This is a genomic window from Alicyclobacillus cycloheptanicus (assembly GCF_028751525.1).
Lineage (GTDB): Bacteria > Bacillota > Bacilli > Alicyclobacillales > Alicyclobacillaceae > Alicyclobacillus_L > Alicyclobacillus_L cycloheptanicus.
This window is the reverse complement of the sequence record NZ_CP067097.1, coordinates 2,985,720-3,003,801: the sequence shown is the minus strand read 5'-3', so window position 1 is coordinate 3,003,801 and position 18,082 is coordinate 2,985,720. Positions and strand designations below refer to the sequence as shown.

17 protein-coding genes are annotated in these 18,082 nt (G+C 61.1%); 1 reads left to right on the top strand and 16 read right to left on the bottom strand.

Going from position 1 to position 18,082, the window contains the following annotated elements; all coding sequences use genetic code 11:
- Positions 1–30 precede the first annotated feature (30 nt).
- The 7 genes from ybeY to rpsU all read right to left on the bottom strand — a co-directional run bounded on the left by ybeY (position 31) and on the right by rpsU (position 5,981).
- Complete coding sequence (gene ybeY / locus JI721_RS13850; protein ID WP_407654114.1) at positions 31–456, bottom strand: rRNA maturation RNase YbeY; 426 nt, start codon at positions 454–456, stop codon at positions 31–33.
- 26 nt (positions 457–482) lie between these two features.
- Positions 483–2,597, bottom strand: coding sequence for an HD family phosphohydrolase (locus JI721_RS13845; RefSeq protein ID WP_274455455.1), 2,115 nt, complete (start codon positions 2,595–2,597; stop codon positions 483–485).
- Between the two features lie 87 nt (positions 2,598–2,684).
- Entirely contained in the window at positions 2,685–3,662 is a 978-nt protein-coding gene (locus JI721_RS13840; RefSeq protein ID WP_274455454.1) for a PhoH family protein, read from the bottom strand.
- A gap of 41 nt (positions 3,663–3,703) precedes the next feature.
- Positions 3,704–4,903: a sporulation protein YqfD gene (gene yqfD, locus JI721_RS13835; RefSeq protein WP_274455453.1), complete on the bottom strand. Its 1,200-nt coding sequence runs from the start codon at positions 4,901–4,903 to the stop codon at positions 3,704–3,706.
- A complete protein-coding gene (locus JI721_RS13830; protein WP_274455452.1) occupies positions 4,900–5,196 on the bottom strand; it encodes a YabP/YqfC family sporulation protein in 297 nt (98 codons plus the stop codon). The genes yqfD and JI721_RS13830 overlap by 4 nt, the downstream gene beginning before the upstream one ends.
- A gap of 138 nt (positions 5,197–5,334) precedes the next feature.
- A complete protein-coding gene (locus JI721_RS13825) occupies positions 5,335–5,778 on the bottom strand; it encodes a GatB/YqeY domain-containing protein (protein ID WP_274455451.1) in 444 nt (147 codons plus the stop codon).
- Positions 5,779–5,798: 20 nt separating this feature from the next.
- Positions 5,799–5,981 carry a 30S ribosomal protein S21 gene (gene rpsU, locus JI721_RS13820; protein WP_274455450.1) on the bottom strand — a complete coding sequence of 61 codons (183 nt, stop codon included), beginning with the start codon at positions 5,979–5,981 and terminating at the stop codon, positions 5,799–5,801.
- A gap of 283 nt (positions 5,982–6,264) precedes the next feature.
- Between rpsU and JI721_RS13815 the strand changes: the two genes are divergently transcribed.
- Entirely contained in the window at positions 6,265–7,215 is a 951-nt protein-coding gene (locus JI721_RS13815; protein WP_274455449.1) for a Na/Pi cotransporter family protein, read from the top strand.
- Here the strand turns inward: JI721_RS13815 and deoC are convergent.
- From deoC to hemW, 9 genes are all read right to left on the bottom strand, one after another.
- Positions 7,186–8,481, bottom strand: a complete 1,296-nt coding sequence (deoC, locus tag JI721_RS13810; protein WP_274455448.1) for a deoxyribose-phosphate aldolase — start codon at positions 8,479–8,481, stop codon at positions 7,186–7,188. The genes JI721_RS13815 and deoC overlap by 30 nt on opposite strands.
- Positions 8,478–9,911, bottom strand: coding sequence for a tRNA (N(6)-L-threonylcarbamoyladenosine(37)-C(2))-methylthiotransferase MtaB (mtaB, locus tag JI721_RS13805; protein ID WP_274455447.1), 1,434 nt, complete (start codon positions 9,909–9,911; stop codon positions 8,478–8,480). The genes deoC and mtaB overlap by 4 nt, the downstream gene beginning before the upstream one ends.
- 5 nt (positions 9,912–9,916) lie before the next feature.
- Entirely contained in the window at positions 9,917–10,681 is a 765-nt protein-coding gene (locus JI721_RS13800) for an RsmE family RNA methyltransferase (RefSeq protein WP_274455446.1), read from the bottom strand.
- The gene (prmA, locus tag JI721_RS13795; RefSeq protein ID WP_274455445.1) at positions 10,678–11,625 is read right to left on the bottom strand and encodes a 50S ribosomal protein L11 methyltransferase; all 948 of its coding nucleotides are present in this window, start codon (positions 11,623–11,625) and stop codon (positions 10,678–10,680) included. Before prmA ends, JI721_RS13800 begins: the two co-directional genes overlap by 4 nt.
- A 158-nt stretch (positions 11,626–11,783) precedes the next feature.
- The gene (dnaJ, locus tag JI721_RS13790) at positions 11,784–12,911 is read right to left on the bottom strand and encodes a molecular chaperone DnaJ (RefSeq protein WP_274455444.1); all 1,128 of its coding nucleotides are present in this window, start codon (positions 12,909–12,911) and stop codon (positions 11,784–11,786) included.
- Positions 12,912–13,104: 193 nt separating this feature from the next.
- Entirely contained in the window at positions 13,105–14,931 is a 1,827-nt protein-coding gene (gene dnaK, locus JI721_RS13785) for a molecular chaperone DnaK (RefSeq protein WP_274455443.1), read from the bottom strand.
- A gap of 49 nt (positions 14,932–14,980) precedes the next feature.
- Positions 14,981–15,697, bottom strand: a complete 717-nt coding sequence (gene grpE / locus JI721_RS13780) for a nucleotide exchange factor GrpE (RefSeq protein WP_274455442.1) — start codon at positions 15,695–15,697, stop codon at positions 14,981–14,983.
- 81 nt (positions 15,698–15,778) lie between these two features.
- Positions 15,779–16,822 carry a heat-inducible transcriptional repressor HrcA gene (gene hrcA, locus JI721_RS13775; protein ID WP_274455441.1) on the bottom strand — a complete coding sequence of 348 codons (1,044 nt, stop codon included), beginning with the start codon at positions 16,820–16,822 and terminating at the stop codon, positions 15,779–15,781.
- A gap of 65 nt (positions 16,823–16,887) precedes the next feature.
- On the bottom strand, positions 16,888–18,078 hold the full coding sequence (hemW, locus tag JI721_RS13770) for a radical SAM family heme chaperone HemW (RefSeq protein ID WP_274455440.1): 1,191 nt from the start codon (positions 18,076–18,078) through the stop codon (positions 16,888–16,890).
- Between the last annotated feature and the right edge of the window lie 4 nt (positions 18,079–18,082).

Here is an 18,082-nt window from a genome sequence, read left to right as displayed (position 1 = left end):
GAAACGCTCGAAAAAACCGGGCCACTTCCGTCATCGGGTCAGCCCGACGTCCGCCAGGACCTCTTCCTGTAACGCAAACATCCGCTCTTCGTCCGCTTCGGTTTCGTGATCGTACCCATTGAGATGAAGAAACCCGTGCACCAAGAGAAAAGCGACCTCCCGCTCGAGCCCATGCCCGTACGCTTCCGCCTGCCGGCGCGCCGTCGGCAGGCTCACGACAATATCGCCGAGCACCCGCAGCCCGGGTGCAAATTCTTCTTCTTCCATGGCAAAACTCAGCACATCTGTAGGCCTGTCCACATTGCGGTAGGTGCGGTTCAGTTCGTGAATCTCTTCGTCTGACACAAAGGACACAGATACCTCACCTGACACCTCGATGCGTGCCGCGGCCGCCGCCAGAACGCGCGTGACAAACGCTTCGTCGGTCACCGCAGGCGGCGCGTCTTCGACGCGCACGTCCACGCCAACGATCAAATCGGGTTTCACTTCGCAATCTCCTTTCGGATCTTGTCCGGATCGGGGTATTCGATACGTGCGTGATAAATCCCCTTCAACGTCTTCATGAACGCTGGCACCATGACGTCAAGGTCCTGCAACGTCAAGTCACACTCGTCCAATTGACCGTCCTGCAGGCGGTCGCGAATAATTTTTCTGATCACGCCCTCCACCCGGTTGGGGGTCGGCTTGGACATGCTCCGCACCGCCGCTTCCACGGCATCGCAAATCATGACAATCGCGCACTCCCGCGTTTTCGGTTTCGGACCCGGGTAGCGGAAATCATCAATTTTGACGACCCCGTTCTTATCCTGCTCCTTGGCCTTGTTGTAAAAATACCAAAGAATGGTCGTCCCGTGATGCGTCGCGCAAATGTCGCGAATCGGTTTGGGCAGCCCGGCCTTCTGCAGCATTTCCAGTCCGTCCGACACGTGTGAGGTAATGATGAGATGACTCAAGCTCGGCGCGATTTTCTCGTGCGGGTTTTCCTTGGTCATCTGGTTCTCCACGAAGAACAACGGGCGCCGCGTCTTGCCAACGTCGTGGTAGTACGCGCCGACGCGGCAGATGAGCGGGTCGGCCCCGACGATTTCCGCTGCGGCTTCGGCCAGATTGCCCACAATCAGGCTGTGGTGATACGTTCCTGGCGCTTCCAGCAGCACTTTGCGCAGCAGCGGGTTGTTCGGATTCGACAGTTCGAGCAGACGAATCGCCGTCAAGAGTCCAAACGCACTTTCAAAAAACGGCAGGATGCCCATCGTCAACACGGCGCACAGGACGCCGTTGAGCAACCCGAGCCCCGCGTGCAGCGAAAACGACCGAAAATCTGCGCTATTATCCGCTTGCAGCAGGTGCATGGCAAGGATAGACAACAAATTGATACCCGCCACCAAAAAGCCGGCGCGCATGAACGTCCCGCGGTGCGTCACCTTGGCCACGCTGTAGGCGCCCACCAGCGCACTCAAAAACCCGATGAACGCGTACCAGTAGTTAAATCCAAGCGCGGCCCCAAACCACAGCGACACAAAGAACGATGCGACCACAGCCAGCGACGAATCCGTCAGCACGGCGAGCAGCATTGACCCCACCGCGACCGGTTCGAGGTACGCCGCCGACGTCGGCGCACCCGCGGTCATGAAGTCTTTGGTGACGCTGATCATAATGCCCATCAACAGCAGCACCAGGGCTGTCACCAGCAGCATCAAGTTGTCGAGCCGGCGCCGCGGCGGCCGCCGCTCGATATACGCAGCCAGCGACCCAATCGAGATGAGGACAAACGCCATAAAGCCCAGCACCATCCCATAGTCGTGCTGGTTGCCGTACAATCCGACGTCCTTCATCCGGTCGATCACGCTTTGCGTAACCACCCCGTTCTTTGGAACGATGACATCCCCCTGATGGATGTACACATCCCCGACAGAACGCTCCGCCGCCTTTTTCGCCGCCTCCGTCGCCGCCTGGTTGTAAATCATGTTCGGCTGCAGCACACTGACCACCAGGTCCTGGACAATCAAACTGGACTGACGGCCGAGATCGTACTTGACGATTTGCTGGTCGACAAGCAGCTGCGCCTCCTGCAGCGATTCCTTGTAAAACGGCGCACCCAGCAAGTCCCGGACAATCCGCTCAGACACGCTCTGTACCACTTCGACTTGCTGGGGGCTCATCGTCAGCAAAGGCTGCAATGTGCTCGACGAAACACCCTTTGGTGCGCTCGCGGTGAGCGTCGCCAGCTTTTCAGACAACGTCAGGTTCTTGTCGCCGGCCAGCTGAGACGCTGTTTGAAAAAGACTATCCAAAGTCTGCAGTGCCTTCGTTTCAACCGAGGCAGACTGGGTATACTGGGGCTGGACGCGGTTTGCTGCAGCTTCCTGGGCCTCTTTGGTTGCCACCGTGTCCACGGCTGTGATGGGCGCGACAATGGTCACCGGACTGGTTTGCCCGACCGTGAACTGATAGCGAGGCGGCAGGACACTCCCCAGCAGCAGCAGAAACATCGCGACGCCAAGTCCTATATAAATTCCCAGGCGCACCCGCTGATTCTCCCGAAACCGCGGGTCGTCGATCCACTGGCGCAAGAACTGTGTCCATCTGGAAAACATCTCTGTATATCCCCTTGTGAAGCTGTCCGAGACAGCTCATTCCTGCGACGACACGCCAACGTGTGCGCGTGCGCATCGCTTGGGCGCTTACACGTACACCTGCGGCTGATTGGCCCCTTCGTACGCCTCGATAATCTTGCGGACCAAGTGATGGCGTACGACATCCTGCTCCGTGAAAAAGTGGAACGCAATCTCGGGGATGTCGCGCAAAATGCGCGTGGCCTCAATCAACCCCGACTGCCGTCCCGTCGGCAAGTCGATCTGTGTAACGTCACCTGTGATCACCATTTTGGATCCAAACCCGAGCCGGGTCAAAAACATTTTCATTTGCTCAGGGGTTGTATTTTGCGCTTCGTCGAGAATGACAAACGAATCATCCAGCGTCCGGCCCCGCATGTAGGCGAGCGGCGCAATTTCAATATTCCCGCGTTCCCTGGCGCGCTGGACTTGTTCCAACCCGTACACGTCGTTTAACGCGTCATAGAGCGGACGCAGATACGGATCGACCTTCTCCTGCAGGTCCCCTGGCAGAAAGCCGAGGTTCTCGCCGGCTTCGACCGCAGGCCGCGTGAGGAGAATGCGCTTGACTTCACCTTTCTTCAGCGCCATCACCGCCATCGCGACGGCGAGGTAGGTCTTTCCGGTTCCTGCCGGTCCAACCCCAAACACGATGTCATGCTTGCGAATGGCTTCGACATACTGCCGCTGGCCCAGCGTTTTCACACGCACGGGTTTGCCTTTATAGGTCGTGGCGACTTCGGCCGCATACAGGGACGCCATCTCGTCCAGCGTCCCTCGTTTCGCGAGGTCAATCGCATACCGATAATCGCCCTCAGACAAATGTACGCCCAGTTGGGACAATTGCGTAATTGCCCGGACAATGGCGTACATCTGGTCGGTCTCCGATTCGGTTCCGGTAAAACTGACTTCCGTCCCGCGGGTGGTCACCTTGGCTTCATACGCGTCATCCAGCAAGCCAAGCAAGGCGTCATTCGGTCCGAGCACCGCGATGGCTTCATCATTGTTCGCAAATGCCCATTTGCGGACTACTTCGTCCTTTGTCAACCGGTGCCCCACTCCTTTTGCAATGTTGTCCGTGAAGGACATCAGGTCGAATCATCACCTGGTTCGGAAGGAGACGCGACGGGCCCAGCCGTCCCGATGTCTTCCTCCGTTCGAGTCAGAATCGTTGCGTATAGCTTACCACGCGAGACTTGTCGCTGTAAAACACGCTGGCCGAGAATCACCCCCCCGGGCTGCATCTGGCGCCTCACGTCCTGCGCCGCCATGCGAACGGCCTCCTGCTGGGCTTCGTCCAGCGAGCGGACGTACGCGGTCTGCTGTGCCTGCTGCACCTGCACCCGCTTGAGTTGAATGGGCAGGACCCAGTCGCCAATGTCCCAGGACGTCACCTCATCGCGCTCCACCGCCGACGGATACCGCGGCTCTGCCCAGCCCCAAATCCGGACGGACAAACCAAAGATGTCGAGGTACGTGCGCGTGACCGATTCGCCCGTCAGTTCGTTCTGCTGAATCTGCAGCGGAATTTGCACCTTGGACTGGTACCAGACTTCTGCAAGGACTTTCCCGCTCGCCGCCACTTGATGCGTACCTTGGCCAAGACTGCCGGAAATCGCCACTTGGCCAGGCTGCACCGCTTGTCCGGGGTGAACCAGCACCTGCCCGCGCGTCGCAATGACGCGCCGAATTACGCCGGGTTTTGCGACCAGAATACTGTGCGGCTGCTCCGAACGCTCGGTGACGCCGGGGATTTTTTCTACAACCTTGACCTGTGCCTTGGTCCCTTCAATCTGTACGCCAACCCAAATCGCATCCGGCAGCTTGGCCAGCATCTCTTGCTGTACCGCGTTGACATCGGGGATGTTGCGCTTCCAGGCGCCCACGTACAAGCCACTGTCTCTGGCAGCCTGCACGACAGCCTGCACATCTTCCCCTTCCACACCGGACACGGTGACTTGCCAAATCATCGACGACCACAGGAAGACGAGCGCGACAAACAGCCCCAGTCCGAGCAGCAGGAATTTCCGACGGAGCAGCGCACGCGCAAAAAACGGCGCCCCCGATTTCTCCAGAAAACGCAGCTTCACCCCGTTTTGTCTGCAGACGCGATAGAGCGCAGGAAAATCCTGCAGGGAGATGACGAGGTTGCATGTGCGGGATCCGACCCGAACTTCATACAACGCCACGCCGGCCCGCTGCAGTTCGCGAATCACCGCGGACGCCCCTGGCCCGCGCAGTTCAACATGCAGCGATCCGAACCACCACAGCCCTGGCCGCGCCATCATCGTGATGCCCTCCCGTGCCGCTGGTAGGTGATGGAATCGACTTGCCCTTTCATATGAATCTCCTGGCTGGTCAAAAGCGTGACGACAAAGTCACGGCCTTGTATCAGGACGGTCTGTTCGCCAAGGTTCACGACCAGTTCGGTGTCGGATACGTGTTCCAACGCCACCATGTGTTCGATCACGACTTCTTCCGCGTTCAGGCAACTGAGCCGGGGTATGTCGAGCAGCGTATCCGGTGGCAACGAAAACAACTCGGATGCCGTCTGCTTGATTCGTTTGCCGAATGCCCGCATAACCGTCCCCCCTCGGATCCATGGATATGACGGGGACAGGCAAGCTAGTACAACGACAACAAAAGGGGCTGCCAGGACACGACTCTGTGCCTCAGACAGCCCCTTTGTTACGCGGTTTCGGTTGATTCCTTGCGAAGTCTATGGAAGCAGGGTCTGCACGACCTGCTGTGCAAGCTTTCCATCCGCTTTGCCGCGGATTTCCGGCATCAGTTTCGACATCACTTTGCCGGTATCACGCTTCCCTGTCGCACCCACTTCGGCGATGATGCGCGCTGCAATGTCGCGCAGTTCATCCTCGCTCAGCTGGGCAGGCAAGTACGATTCCAGCACAGCAATTTCTGCTTTCGCCTCGTCGACCAGGTCGGCACGTCCGCCACTCTCAAACGCTTGGAGGGAGTCTCTGCGTTGTTTGAGCTCTTTCTGCACGATGCCAAGGACCTCGTCGTCGGTCAACGCCGCACCTGTTTCGATCTCCTTGTTCTTCACGGCCGCTCGCACCATCCGGATGACAGACAAGCGAAGTTTGTCCTTCTCCTTCATCGCCTGTTTCATGTCTTCCGACAGTTGCTCAGACAATCCCATGCGTCGGCCTCCTTCAATGATTAAAACGCGCGGCGCTTTTTCCGCGCGGCAGCTTCGGACTTCTTCTTCCGCGCAACGCTCGGCTTCTCGTAATGCTTCCGTTTCCGCATTTCCGCCAAAACCCCGTCTTTGGCGGTCTGCTTCTTGAAGCGACGCAGCGCGCTGTCCAGGGATTCGTTCTTCCGAACCTTGATTTCGGACATTGTTCTCTCCCTCCCTCCAACCCAGACGCAAATCGTCGGTCGTACGTATTATAGTACAGCACAAAAACCAGTGTCAAACGCCCGATCCATTTCCTGGTTTCCAGAAAACCCGCGCCACATCGGCAATTTCACGCCGTCCACGCTCGTCCGCAAACGCGTCCACGCCCATCCGCGTCCCGTGAACAACCCGCCGGACAAGCCTTGCAAGCCGCATGACAGCGGTTTCGCCAAGGCATGCCGCCAGCGGTTGGGACATACCTTAGCATGAATGGAGGTGCTGGACATGGGGTGGAGTCTTGCAGGCGCCGTGCTGTCCATTGTGGCGTTTGTCTCTTCGCTCCGCGTCATGCGGATGGGGCTGGAAGGACTCGCCAAAGGTCGGCTGCCCGCCCTCTTGCGCCAGTGCGCAGGGACGACGACGCGCGGCCTCTTGACTGGAACGCTGGTCAGCGCGCTGCTTCAGAGCAGCGCGGCCGTCACGGCCATCACGGTCGGCCTCGTCGCCGGCGGAAATCTTGCGTTTCGAGATACCATTGGCATCATTCTCGGTGCTAATGTGGGAACCACGCTGACGTCGCAGCTGCTGACGTTCAACCTGTGGCAGTTCGCCGTCCCCGCCCTTGTGCTGGGGCTGGCCGCTCTCCTGACGGGCTGGCTGAGGCGCTCCGCCAAGCTTCACTGCGCCGGGTTGGCGATTGTCGGCTTTGCCGGCATCATGATTGCCCTCGAGGTGCTGGTGGCTGCACTGCACCCGCTGGCGCTCACGGCGTGGTTCTCCAAATGGCTGGCGACTGCCGGAAGCGATCCGCTGCTGGCGCTGTTGACCGGGTGTTTGGCCAGCGCCATGCTGCAGTCGAGTACGGCCACCACCGTGATCACCATGGCACTAGCGATGGACAGGCTGATTCCACTCGAAGGCGCCGTGTGTATCATCCTCGGCGCCAACGTGGGCACGTGCGCGACGTCTGTGATTGCCGCCATTGGCCAGTCCCGCGCTGCAATGCAGGTTGCCGTCGCCCACGTGCTGCTGAATGTGGCAGGCGCAGTGCTCGCGTTTCCGTTTGTGGACGCATTCGCGAACCTGGTGACCTGGATTGGCGGGCCCGCAAACCGACAGGTGGCAAACGTGCATACCATTTTCAACGTCGTCTGCACCTTGTTGGCATGGCCCATCGCGGCACAGTTCGCCCGCCTCGTGGAACGGCTACTTCCGGACCAGCGTCGGGCCGGATGAAGCCCCGAGGCGCGTCGCGCCAAAGCGCAGGAAGTTCAGCGCAGCCGCTCGGGTGCGGATTCCGCCGGACGCCTTGACCCCGCGGCTCGCACCAGCGAGCGTTGCCATGCAAGCCACATCGGCAACGCGCGCGCCGGACGGCGCGAAGCCGGTCGAGGTTTTGATGAAATCGGCCCCGGCCGCGAGCGCCGCGATGGAAGCCTTGACGAGTTGATCGATGGTCAGGAAATGCGTCTCCAAAATCGCCTTCGTGCGCACACCCGGGTGCTTCTGTGCGGTCTGCACCACGGCCGCAACGGCCGCGTAGGTGTGCCAGATGTCGTCTTCCCGCATGGAGCCGAATGGAATCACCATATCGACTTCCCGGGCGCCGTTTTCAATCACGGCCTCGGTCTCCGCCCGCAGCGCCGCGAGGTCGGTGGTGCCGAACGGGAATCCGACCACCACGCAGGGAACGACGTCCGAACCCTGCAGCCGCGCGCTGACCAGGGCGATGTGCTGCGGGTTGACGCACACGGCGCGGAAGTTGTAGGCCAGTGCCTCCTGGCACAGGTTTTCGATGTCGACCACGCTCGCTTCCGGCTTGAGCAGGGTGTGCTCAATGGCGCCGAGCAGAGCAGCCTGCGGGTCTGCGATGGTCAGCGGAAACGCCGGTTCCGCTGGGCGCTCGACCTTCTGCCAGGCGGACGCGATGTCAGGCGCCGTCCAGCGCAGTTCCGTTTCCACGGCCGCGATCAGCTGGCGCAGCCACGGTTGAACTTCGCGCCACTTCGCCGCGAGCACATCCGTATCCTGCCCGGCATCGAGCTGGCGCCACGCTTCCTCATAGCGGCCTTCGTGCCACTCCCACAGCCGTTTTGCTTTGTCGAAAATCCATTTCCAGTTGTCGTACCCGCGTTCGTTGTGGCGCGCTCCGGCGTCCTGCCAGGGCAGGTAATAGGCCCGCGCGAGTTCTTCCTGCTGCGGCGTCGGCTCAACCGATTCGTCAATCGCCTCCAGCAGGAACAGCCGCACCTCCTTGCGGATGGGCTGTCCGTCCCGCTCGATGTCGTAGGCAACACGGCCCAGGGGCGCCAGAATCCGTGCCTCTATACCCGTCTCTTCTTCAATCTCGCGGACCGCCGCCATCTCCCAGGTTTCCCCTGCTTCGAGATGGCCTTTCGGAAATGCGGTATGGCCATAGGCGTCATCAATCAGCAGAACTTCGAGTCCTGCGGTCGTCTGTCGAACGACGAGGCCGCCAGCCGCACGTTCAATCTTCTTCATACACTCATCTCCATCGCCGGTTCATCATCGTCCGGCAGGGTATCGTCCGACGTGATTTGTCTTACGAACGTTCCATGCTGAAGCTGTGCACCCGGACGAGTCAACTCGACTTCGCACACTTGTCCGACCAAATCCTCAGCAGGCATACCGGCAGGCACAGGAAACGTTACCTTAAGGTAATTGTCCGCATGACCCACCAGCCAGAAACCGTCTTCTCCATTCGGTCCGCTGCCCGGACGCAGGTCGCTTCCCTGCGGCTGCAGCGGTTCTTCTGGAATCACTTCCAGGGTGCGCCCCGAAAACCCGCGCGCGTACGCTTCTGTCAGTTCTGCGGAGAGCGCAATCAGCCGCTCCACCCGTGCCGCTTTGACCTCTTCATCGACAACATCGGTGTAGCGGGCCGCCGCGGTGCCCTTGCGGGCCGAGTACGGAAAAACGTGCAGCTGCGAGAACCGCTGTGCCCGGATGAACGCCTCGGTCCGGTCAAACGCGTCGTCCGACTCCCCTGGGAAGCCGACAATCACGTCACTGGTAATGGCGAGCTCGGGCAGCGCCGCCCGCAAACGAACCAGCTTGTCAGCATATTCCTCCACGGTATAGTGGCGGTTCATGCGTTTGAGCACCTGGTTGTCGCCCGCTTGGAGCGGAATGTGAAGGTGTTTGCAGACCTTGCTGGAGCGGCCGAGCACCTCAATCAGTTCGTCGTCGATTTCGCTGGCTTCAATCGAACTGATGCGCACGCGGTAGAGGTCCGGTACCGTTTCCAGATCGCGAAGCAGGTGCGCCAGCCGGTACCCGTCCAGGTCCGCACCATAACCGCCCGTGTGAATTCCGGTCAACACGATTTCCCGGTACCCGGCCGCCGCCAGTTTCCGCGCCTGCAGCAGGATGTTCTCCGGTTTGCGGCTGCGAATCAAGCCGCGCGCGAAGGGAATGATGCAAAACGTGCAGAAGTTGTTGCACCCGTCCTGGATTTTCAGATTCGCCCGCGTCCGCTCTTCAAACCAAGGCACATCCATCTCTTCAAATTCACGCGTCTTCAGGATGTTGCCCACCTGCTCGCGCGGGTGCAGGTACGGGTGCTGTTCGGCCTGGATCTCTTCCACCAGCCGGACGATTTGCGACTTGCGGTCGTTGCCGACCACCAGGTCGACCCCCGCGATGGCCGCAACTTCCTTCGGCGCCACTTGCGCGTAGCAGCCTGTGACGACCACGGTCGCCGCTGGATTGGTTCGAACCGCCCGGCGTATCATCTGGCGCGACTTTCGGTCTCCCGTATTGGTCACCGTACAGGTGTTTACCACGTACACGTCCGCGCGCTCCTCAAACGGAATCTGCGTGTACCCAGCGGCCTTGAACATCTGCCAAATGGCTTCCGTATCGTAGAAATTGACCTTACACCCCAAGGTATGAAACGCAACCGTCGGCATGCCGATCAGCCCCCTAGTTCACCGATCTCGTACAACACGGCACTCGCGGCGACGAGCCCGGATGTTTCCGTGCGCAAAATCCGCTGGCCAATCGTGATGGACTGCGCGCCGGCCTGCCGCAGCCACGCGCGTTCACGTTCGTCCCAGCCGCCCTCCGGGCCCACCATCAGGACCACCGAGCGAAGCGGTGCAGACTGCGTCAGTGCCTCTTTCAGCGCCGTGCGAATGCCGCACGTCGTCTCCTGTTCGTCGAGCAAGAGGAGCAAGCCCGGCTGCACGTCCTCCAGATACCCGTCCAGCGCTGATAACCCCGGATACCAGTCGACGGACGGAACCGCATCGCGCTGTGCCTGGCCGGCCGCCTCTGCCGCAATGCGGCGCCAGCGCGCCAGGCGGGCGGTCAGCCGCTCACCCGTGAGCTGGCCGATGCTGCGCTGCGTGGGCAAGACGCAGAACCCCGCCACGCCGAGCTCCGTGCACTTTTCCACGACGTCGTCCACCTTATCGCCTTTCGCGAACGACTGCACGAGGTACACAGGCACCGCCGGATCGCGGCGCTCGACCGGATCGCCAATTTGCAGTGTCACTTCGCCTCGCTTCGCATCGACCGACGTGACGACGGCAGCATGCGGCCCGTTCGCCGCTGCCACAACCAGCGCCTCCCCGTCGCGCAGCCGCAGGACCCGCGCAAAGTGGTGTCCCTTTTCGCCCGTCACGTTCATGACCTGCCCGGGGCCAACCGATTCGTTCGTGAAGACGCGCCGGTTCATGCGGGCCGCTCCGCCACGATGGCAACCCAGTCGTCCCGCTGCAAGACATCTGTCACGTGCAGCCCAGCCGCCAGGAGCGCTGCCCGGACCGCGTCCGCCTGCGTGTCGACGTACCCGGACGTGATGTAACGCCCGCCAGGACGCAGCTGCTTGGCCGCCTGCGGTGTCAGGGCAATCACCGGATCGCGCAGCAAGTTCGCGACAATGACGTCGTACATCAGGTTGGGCGCAGTTGACAACAGGTTGCCTTCGCGCACGTCGACCACATCGGCCAGCTGGTTGTCCGCGACGTTCGCCCTGGCTGCGGTGACGGCGACGGGATCGAGATCGACCGCATACACAGTCTTGGCGCCGAGCCTCGCACCCGCAATCGAGAGAATGCCTGTCCCACACCCGACATCGAGCAGCACCTGTCCTGCCACGTCCGCGTGCTCGAGCGCCTCCAGACACAGCTGCGAGGTCGCGTGCAAGCCCGTGCCAAAGGCCATGCCTGGCTCAATGATGACAGGCAGCCGCTGTGTCTCGCGCCAGGGCGCGGCGGGTGCTTCCCACTTCGGCACCACCATCAGCCGCTTGCCCACCGGCATTGCGTGAAACTGCTCCTTCCACGCATTCTCCCACGCTTCCGGGTCGACCAGCTGTGTGCGCAGCGACGTTCGTGCGGGACCCACAGCCAGATCGGCCGATTCAATGCGGTCCAGCACGGCCTGCACCCGCAGAGCGATGTCTGGCTCCGCTAGATGCTGCGGCACGTACACCGTCACCGTCACATCGTCCGTCTCCCGCGGCGGCAGTTCGTACCACTCGCCAAATTCCGGATGCATCGCGCCGGCGTGCTGACCCTCCAGCATCACGCCGCCCACCTCCGGCCAGTCGCCTAATAAAGCGGCGGCCGCTTCCGCGGCCTCATTGGGGATTTCGAATTCCACTTGCCACCACTGCAAACGATTCACCCACTCGGTCATCGATATCGATAGATGTCGTGTTTCCCATATGTAGTGTTTCCCGGACTTCCGGTGCCCGCTCTGGTGCGAACGCGAGCGTTCGGACACGGGATGTCCGGGAAGCAGCCGTGCGCGCCAAGTTGAGCCAAGTGACGGCTTCAGTGATTGCCCAGGAAGGCGCTCTTCATACGCTCAATGAACGTCCGCGTCTGCTCCTGCGGCGTCTCACCCAGTTCGCCGCCCAGTTCGCGCAGGAGTTCTCGCTGCCGCTCCGTTAAATTGGTCGGCGTGATGACGTGCACACGCACATGCTGATCGCCCCGCTGCGCTTGCGACCCGAGCTTGGGAATGCCCTTGCCGCGCAGGCGGAACATGGTTCCGGTCTGTGTCCCCTCCGGAATGCGCAGCTTGACGTTTCCATCCAGCGTCGGTACCTCAATCTCATCGCCGAGTGCGGCCTGCACGAACGTCAGCGGCACGTCCACATACACATTGTTGCCATCCCGTTCGAAAATCTCATGGGGTCGGACGCGGATGATAATGTGCAAATCCCCCGGCTGCCCACCGTTCGGGCTGGGCTCGCCAGCGCCCGGCATACGCAGCCGCATCCCCGTGTCGACGCCGGCTGGCACCTTGATTTTCACCGTTCGGCGCACCCGTCGGCGGCCTTGACCGTGGCAGTCTGGACACGGGCTCTTGATTCGTTTGCCGCTCCCGTGACAGACCGAACACACCCGCCGGTTCACCATGCGGCCGAACGGGGTATTGACGACAGACTGCTGCTCACCTGTCCCGTTACAGGCCGAGCAGGTCTCCACCTGCGTCCCGGGACGGGCGCCGGACCCGCCGCACGTTGAACAGGTCTCCGTGCGCGGAATTTGAATCTCTTCCTCGATGCCAAACGCAGCATCTTCGAAATCGACTTCCAGCTCATACTCCAGGTCTGCCCCGCGCTGGGGTCCACGGGCCCGGCCGCCGCCAAAGAACATATCAAAGATGTCGCCGAACCCACCGAAGTCGGAGAAGCCGCCGCCCTCAAAACCACCACCGCCCATGCCCTGGGTCGGATCCTGGTGACCGAACTGGTCGTATCGAGCACGCCGGTTTGCATCGGACAGCGTCTCGTAGGCCTCGGAAATTTCCTTGAACTTCTGTTCGGCGTTGGGATCGTCCTTGTTGACGTCCGGGTGGTACCGGCGCGCAAGCCTGCGGTAGGCCTTCTTAATTTCTTCCGGGCTGGCGTCCCGTCCGACACCCAAGACCTCGTAATAATCTCGTTTCTCCACCGACTCTCCCTCCAGCCGTTGACGACCTTATCATATCACAGCGATGCCCCGGGCCGTCAGATCCCACCTGCCCCCGGGGCTGTTGTGAACACTTCGCGGCTGCGACACCTGCCCACGACGCGTCCTCGCGTCCATCCGCTGGCACCCGCGCAGCTGGCGCGACTTGCCAGTACGCGGCGTCGTTATCGAGGACTCACTTCTCCTCGTCCACCACTTTGTAGTCAGCATCCACGACGTTGTCCTGCGCGCTGTCCGTCGAACCAGCGGCTGCGCCCGACCCATCCGTCTTCACCTGTTCGTACAGTTTGGTCGACAGCTTGTGCAGCACCTGCGTCAGTTCATCATATGCCGACTGAATCGCGGACGTATCGTCGCCGCCCAGCGCGTCGCGCAGCTTCTTCTGCTTCTCCTCGACCTCGGACTTGAGCGCTGCATCAGCCTTGTCACCGAGGTCTTTCAGGCTCTTTTCGGTCTGGTAGAGCAGCTGGTCCGCCTGGTTGCGCAGCTCAATCTGCTCGCGCCGCTTCTTGTCTTCTTCCGCATGCAGCTCGGCTTCCTTCATCATGCGGTCGATCTCTTCCTTGCTCAAACCACTTGAAGCGGTGATGGTAATTCGCTGGCTGCGCCCGGTACCCAGGTCCTTCGCGGAAACGTTGACAATGCCGTTGGCGTCGATGTCAAACGTGACCTCGATTTGCGGAACGCCGCGCGGTGCCGGCGGAATGTCGTTGAGGGTGAAGCGGCCCAGCGTTTTGTTGTCGCGCGCCATCTCCCGTTCACCCTGGAGTACGTGAATTTCCACCGATGTCTGGTTGTCGGCCGCCGTGGAGAACACCTGGCTCTTCGACGTCGGAATCGTTGTGTTGCGGTCGATCAAGCGCGTGAACACGCCGCCCAGCGTCTCAATGCCAAGAGACAACGGTGTCACGTCGAGCAGCACGACGTCCTTGACTTCACCGGTCAGCACACCTGCCTGAATCGCAGCGCCAATCGCGACGACTTCGTCGGGGTTCACGCCCTTCGAGGGTTCCTTGCCAATCAGCTTTTTGATGGCTTCCTGCACCGCCGGAATGCGCGTCGAACCACCGACCAGAATCACGCGGTCAATTTGACTCTCGGACAGCCCCGCGTCTTTCAAGGCTTGCCGAGTGGGTTCCAGCGTCATTTCCACGAGGTCAGCCGTCAGTTCTTCAAACTTGGCCCGCGTCAGGTTGACTTCCAAGTGCTTCGGACCGGTGGCATCTGCGGAAATGAACGGCAGCGAGATGGTCGTGGTGAGCGTCGACGACAACTCCTTCTTCGCCTTCTCCGCCGCGTCCTTCAAGCGCTGCATCGCCATTTTGTCCTGACTCAGGTCGATTCCCGTGTCTTTCTTGAAGGTGTCCACAAGGTACCGCATGATGCGCTCATCGAAGTCATCGCCGCCCAGGTGGTTGTTCCCGCTGGTGGCCTTCACCTCGAACACGCCGTCGCCGAGTTCGAGAATCGATACGTCAAATGTACCGCCGCCCAGGTCATAGACGAGAATGGTGTGCTCCCCTTCTTTGTCAAGGCCGTACGCGAGGGCCGCAGCCGTCGGTTCGTTGACAATTCGCAGCACCTCAAGCCCCGCGATGCGGCCGGCGTCCTTGGTCGCCTGGCGCTGGCTGTCGCTGAAGTACGCGGGTACCGTGATGACCGCCTGCGTCACTTTTTCACCCAAATACGCCTCCGCATCCGCCTTCAGCTTCTGCAGAATCATCGCGGAAATCTCCTGCGGCGTGTAGCTCTTTCCGTCAATGGTTTCCTTATGATTGGTCCCCATGTGCCGCTTAATGGAAATAATCGTGCGGTCCGGATTCGTGATGGCCTGACGTTTCGCAACATCCCCGACGAGCCGCTCGCCATCCTTCGAGAACGCCACCACAGACGGGGTCGTCCGGTTCCCTTCAGAGTTCGGAATGACGACGGTCTCGCCGCCTTCCATGACTGCCACACAAGAGTTGGTCGTTCCCAGGTCGATGCCAATCACCTTTGCCATGATCCCTGTTCCTCCTCGATCTGCCTTCGTCTCACATCCTGCAGCCTGTTCAAACGGTGACCTTGACCATCGCTGGCCGTAACACTCGGTCGCCAATCCGGTACCCCTTTTGGAACTCCTCGACGACGATGCCAGCTTCGCGGTCGCCAGCCGGTTCCTGCATCACGGCTTCGTGCACGTTTGGATCGAACGGCTGGCCCACCGTCTCCATCTGCGTCACATCATAGGATTGCAGCAAATTGAGCAGCTGCCGCTGTACCATTTCAACCCCCGCGCGCACCGTTTCCAGGTCTGCTTCCGGGGTAAAAGCCGACAACGCCCGGTCGAAATTGTCCGCGATGGGCAGCAGTTCGCCGAGCAGTTTGCGCGTGGCAAACAGCTGCAGTTCTTCTCGCTCCTGGCGGGTCCGTCTGCGGAAGTTGTCAAAGTCCGCCTGCAGACGCAGGAGCTGCTGCTTCAGGCTGTCAATTTCTGCGTCACGCGGATCCGGCTGTCCTTCCTCGGCCTGCGCCTCAGCTTCCGCCTCCCCGGCGGGTCCGGACGCCGCTGCGTCGGTCGCTGCTGCACGCGCGCCATCGTCAGCCGCTGCTGAATCCGACGCCTGCGTCTCCGTCTGGGCGCCTGCCGCTGCGGCGGCAGACGCCGCAGCGCCCGCGGAGTCCCCGGCCTCTGACGACTGCCCGCTCACACGCGCTTCCTCCGCTGGTTCCGAGCTTGAGGTGGTCTGTGAATCCTGCGCTGAATCGTTCCGTCGCTGCGTTGCCATGTTCGCCCTCCATCGTGTTTTCATCACCGCGCCCTTGGCACGGGCCGTCCAGCGCAGGCGCAGAACGCCCGCCGCCGGCCGTTACTCCTGTGCTTCGGCCGCACGCTGTGTCATAACGTGCGTCAGTGACCGCGACGCGTAGTCCAGAATCTGCATGACACGCGCATAGTCCATGCGTGTCGGTCCCAAGACGCCGACACTGCCAACCGACTTGCCAGCAATCGTATACGTCGCGGAAATGACTGTGCAGTCCTGCAGCGGCTCCAGGCCATTCTCCATGCCGATGCGAACCTGAATACCCGAACCGGAGCTCGGAAGCACCCTTCGCAGCGCGCCTTCCTCTTCCAGCAGCGCCAGCAGCGGACGGACTTTCTCGACGTCCCGGAACTCCGGCTGGGCCAGGATGTTGGTCGTTCCGCCCACATACAAGCGTTCGTCGGCGCTGTCCGCCACCGCACACAGTTCATCGAGCATCGCGATCGCGTTTTCACAATGCTCCAGCACGTTGGTCATTTCAGCGGCGATTTCCCGGTACGATCGCGACCGCAGCTGCGAAACCGGCACGCCCTGCAGCTTGGTGTTCAACAAGCTGACCAGCTGGGACATGTCCTCCGGCGAAATGTCCTCCAGCCACTGCACCTGGCGGCTTTGCACCTGGCCCGTTTCGGTCACCAGAATCGCCACGGCGGTGTGACTGGTCAGCGGCACCAGCTGGATGCTCTTAATTCGTTCCTCGTGCACCTGCGGACCCAGCACAATCGTGGTGTACTGCGTCAACTGTGACAGCACCGTCGCCGTTTGATGGAAAATCCGTTCCGCTTCATTCATCTTCTGAAAATACACTTCCCGCAGCGCGGCAAGCGTCCGAGCGTCAATCTCCCGGCGGTTCAGCAGGTGGTCGACGTAAAACCGATAGCCCTTCTGGGAAGGGATACGTCCTGCTGACGTATGCGGCTGATCGAGGTAACCGAGTTCCTCCAGGTCTGCCATCTCATTGCGGATGGTCGCAGCGCTCAGCTGAATTTCCTGGTGCTTGGACAGTGCCCGGGAACCCACCGGTTCCGCGCCGCGGACATAATCCTCGACAATCATGCTCAGAATCAACTTTTGTCTGTCCGTCAGCATACCTCATTCACCTCGTCTGTTAGCACTCAGGAATGTCGAGTGCTAACGTTCCATCATGAAGATTATCAAAGCATTGAAACCGTGTCAATGAACGCTTCAAACACGACGTTCGCAATCGGCCATGCCCGTTCTGTCAAATGCAGCCGGCCGTCTGTCCAGGCCAGCAGCCCCTGCGCCGTCAGTTCGCGAATCTGTTTGCCAAACACCTTATCCATCGCCACCCCGTGCCGCTTCAGGAAGGCGGCCCGGGACACGCCTTCTGCCAGCCGCAGCCCCAGCATCATGGTGTCTTCGCACGCTTCGCGTACAGACACCCGCATCGTGTCTGCCACTGGACGCCGCCCATCCGCCAGAGCGCTGGCATACGCAGCCAGGGTTCGGACGTTTTCATAACGCTCGCCGTGGACATACCCGTGCGCACCCACGCCCGCCGCCAGGTACGGCTCGTTCCGCCAGTACACCAGGTTGTGCCGCGCTTCGCCGCCGGGCCGCGCGAAGTTGCTCACTTCATAATGAAGATACCCGGCACGAACGAGGGTTTGCACCACTTCTTCGTACATGTCTCCTTCCGCGTCCTCGCCGGGGAGCGGCAGCATCCCCCGCGCTTGCCAGTCCGCGAAGGGCGTCCCAGGTTCCACCTTCAGCCAGTAGGCTGAGACGTGTTCGATCCCGAGCGACAACGTCTCGTCGAGCGAACGCCGCACGTCATCGAGCGTCTGTTCCGGCAAGCCAAACATCAAATCCAGGTTGATGCGCTCGAACCCGGCCTGCTGGGCCCTGCGGACACTGTTGTAAATGGCATCCGTGTCGTGCAGCCGGCCGATGGTCATGAGGAGCCTCGGCTCGAACGTCTGGGCGCCGAAGCTCAGCCGATTGACACCGTGTGCGCGCAGCGTCTCCAGCTTGTCCGCATCCACCGTGCCTGGGTTGGCTTCCATCGTGATCTCGGCGTCCGCCGCAATGGGAAAGGCGCTGCGCAGGCGCGCCATGAGGTCTGCCAGTTGCTGCGCGTCAGGCAGCGTCGGCGTGCCGCCGCCAAAAAACACGGTCTGCAGGGGATGGGTGACCTGCGGCGCCAACAGCTCAAACTCCCGCCCCAACTCGTCAAGGTACGCAGCAATGGCGCCTTTCGGCGCCACATAGGTCGTGAAATCGCAATAATAACAACGGCTGGCACAGAACGGGATGTGCACATACAGGGACGTCGGTGCCTGTCGCCGAACACCGTCGCGAAGCCGCAAAGGTACCGTGCGCATGCTC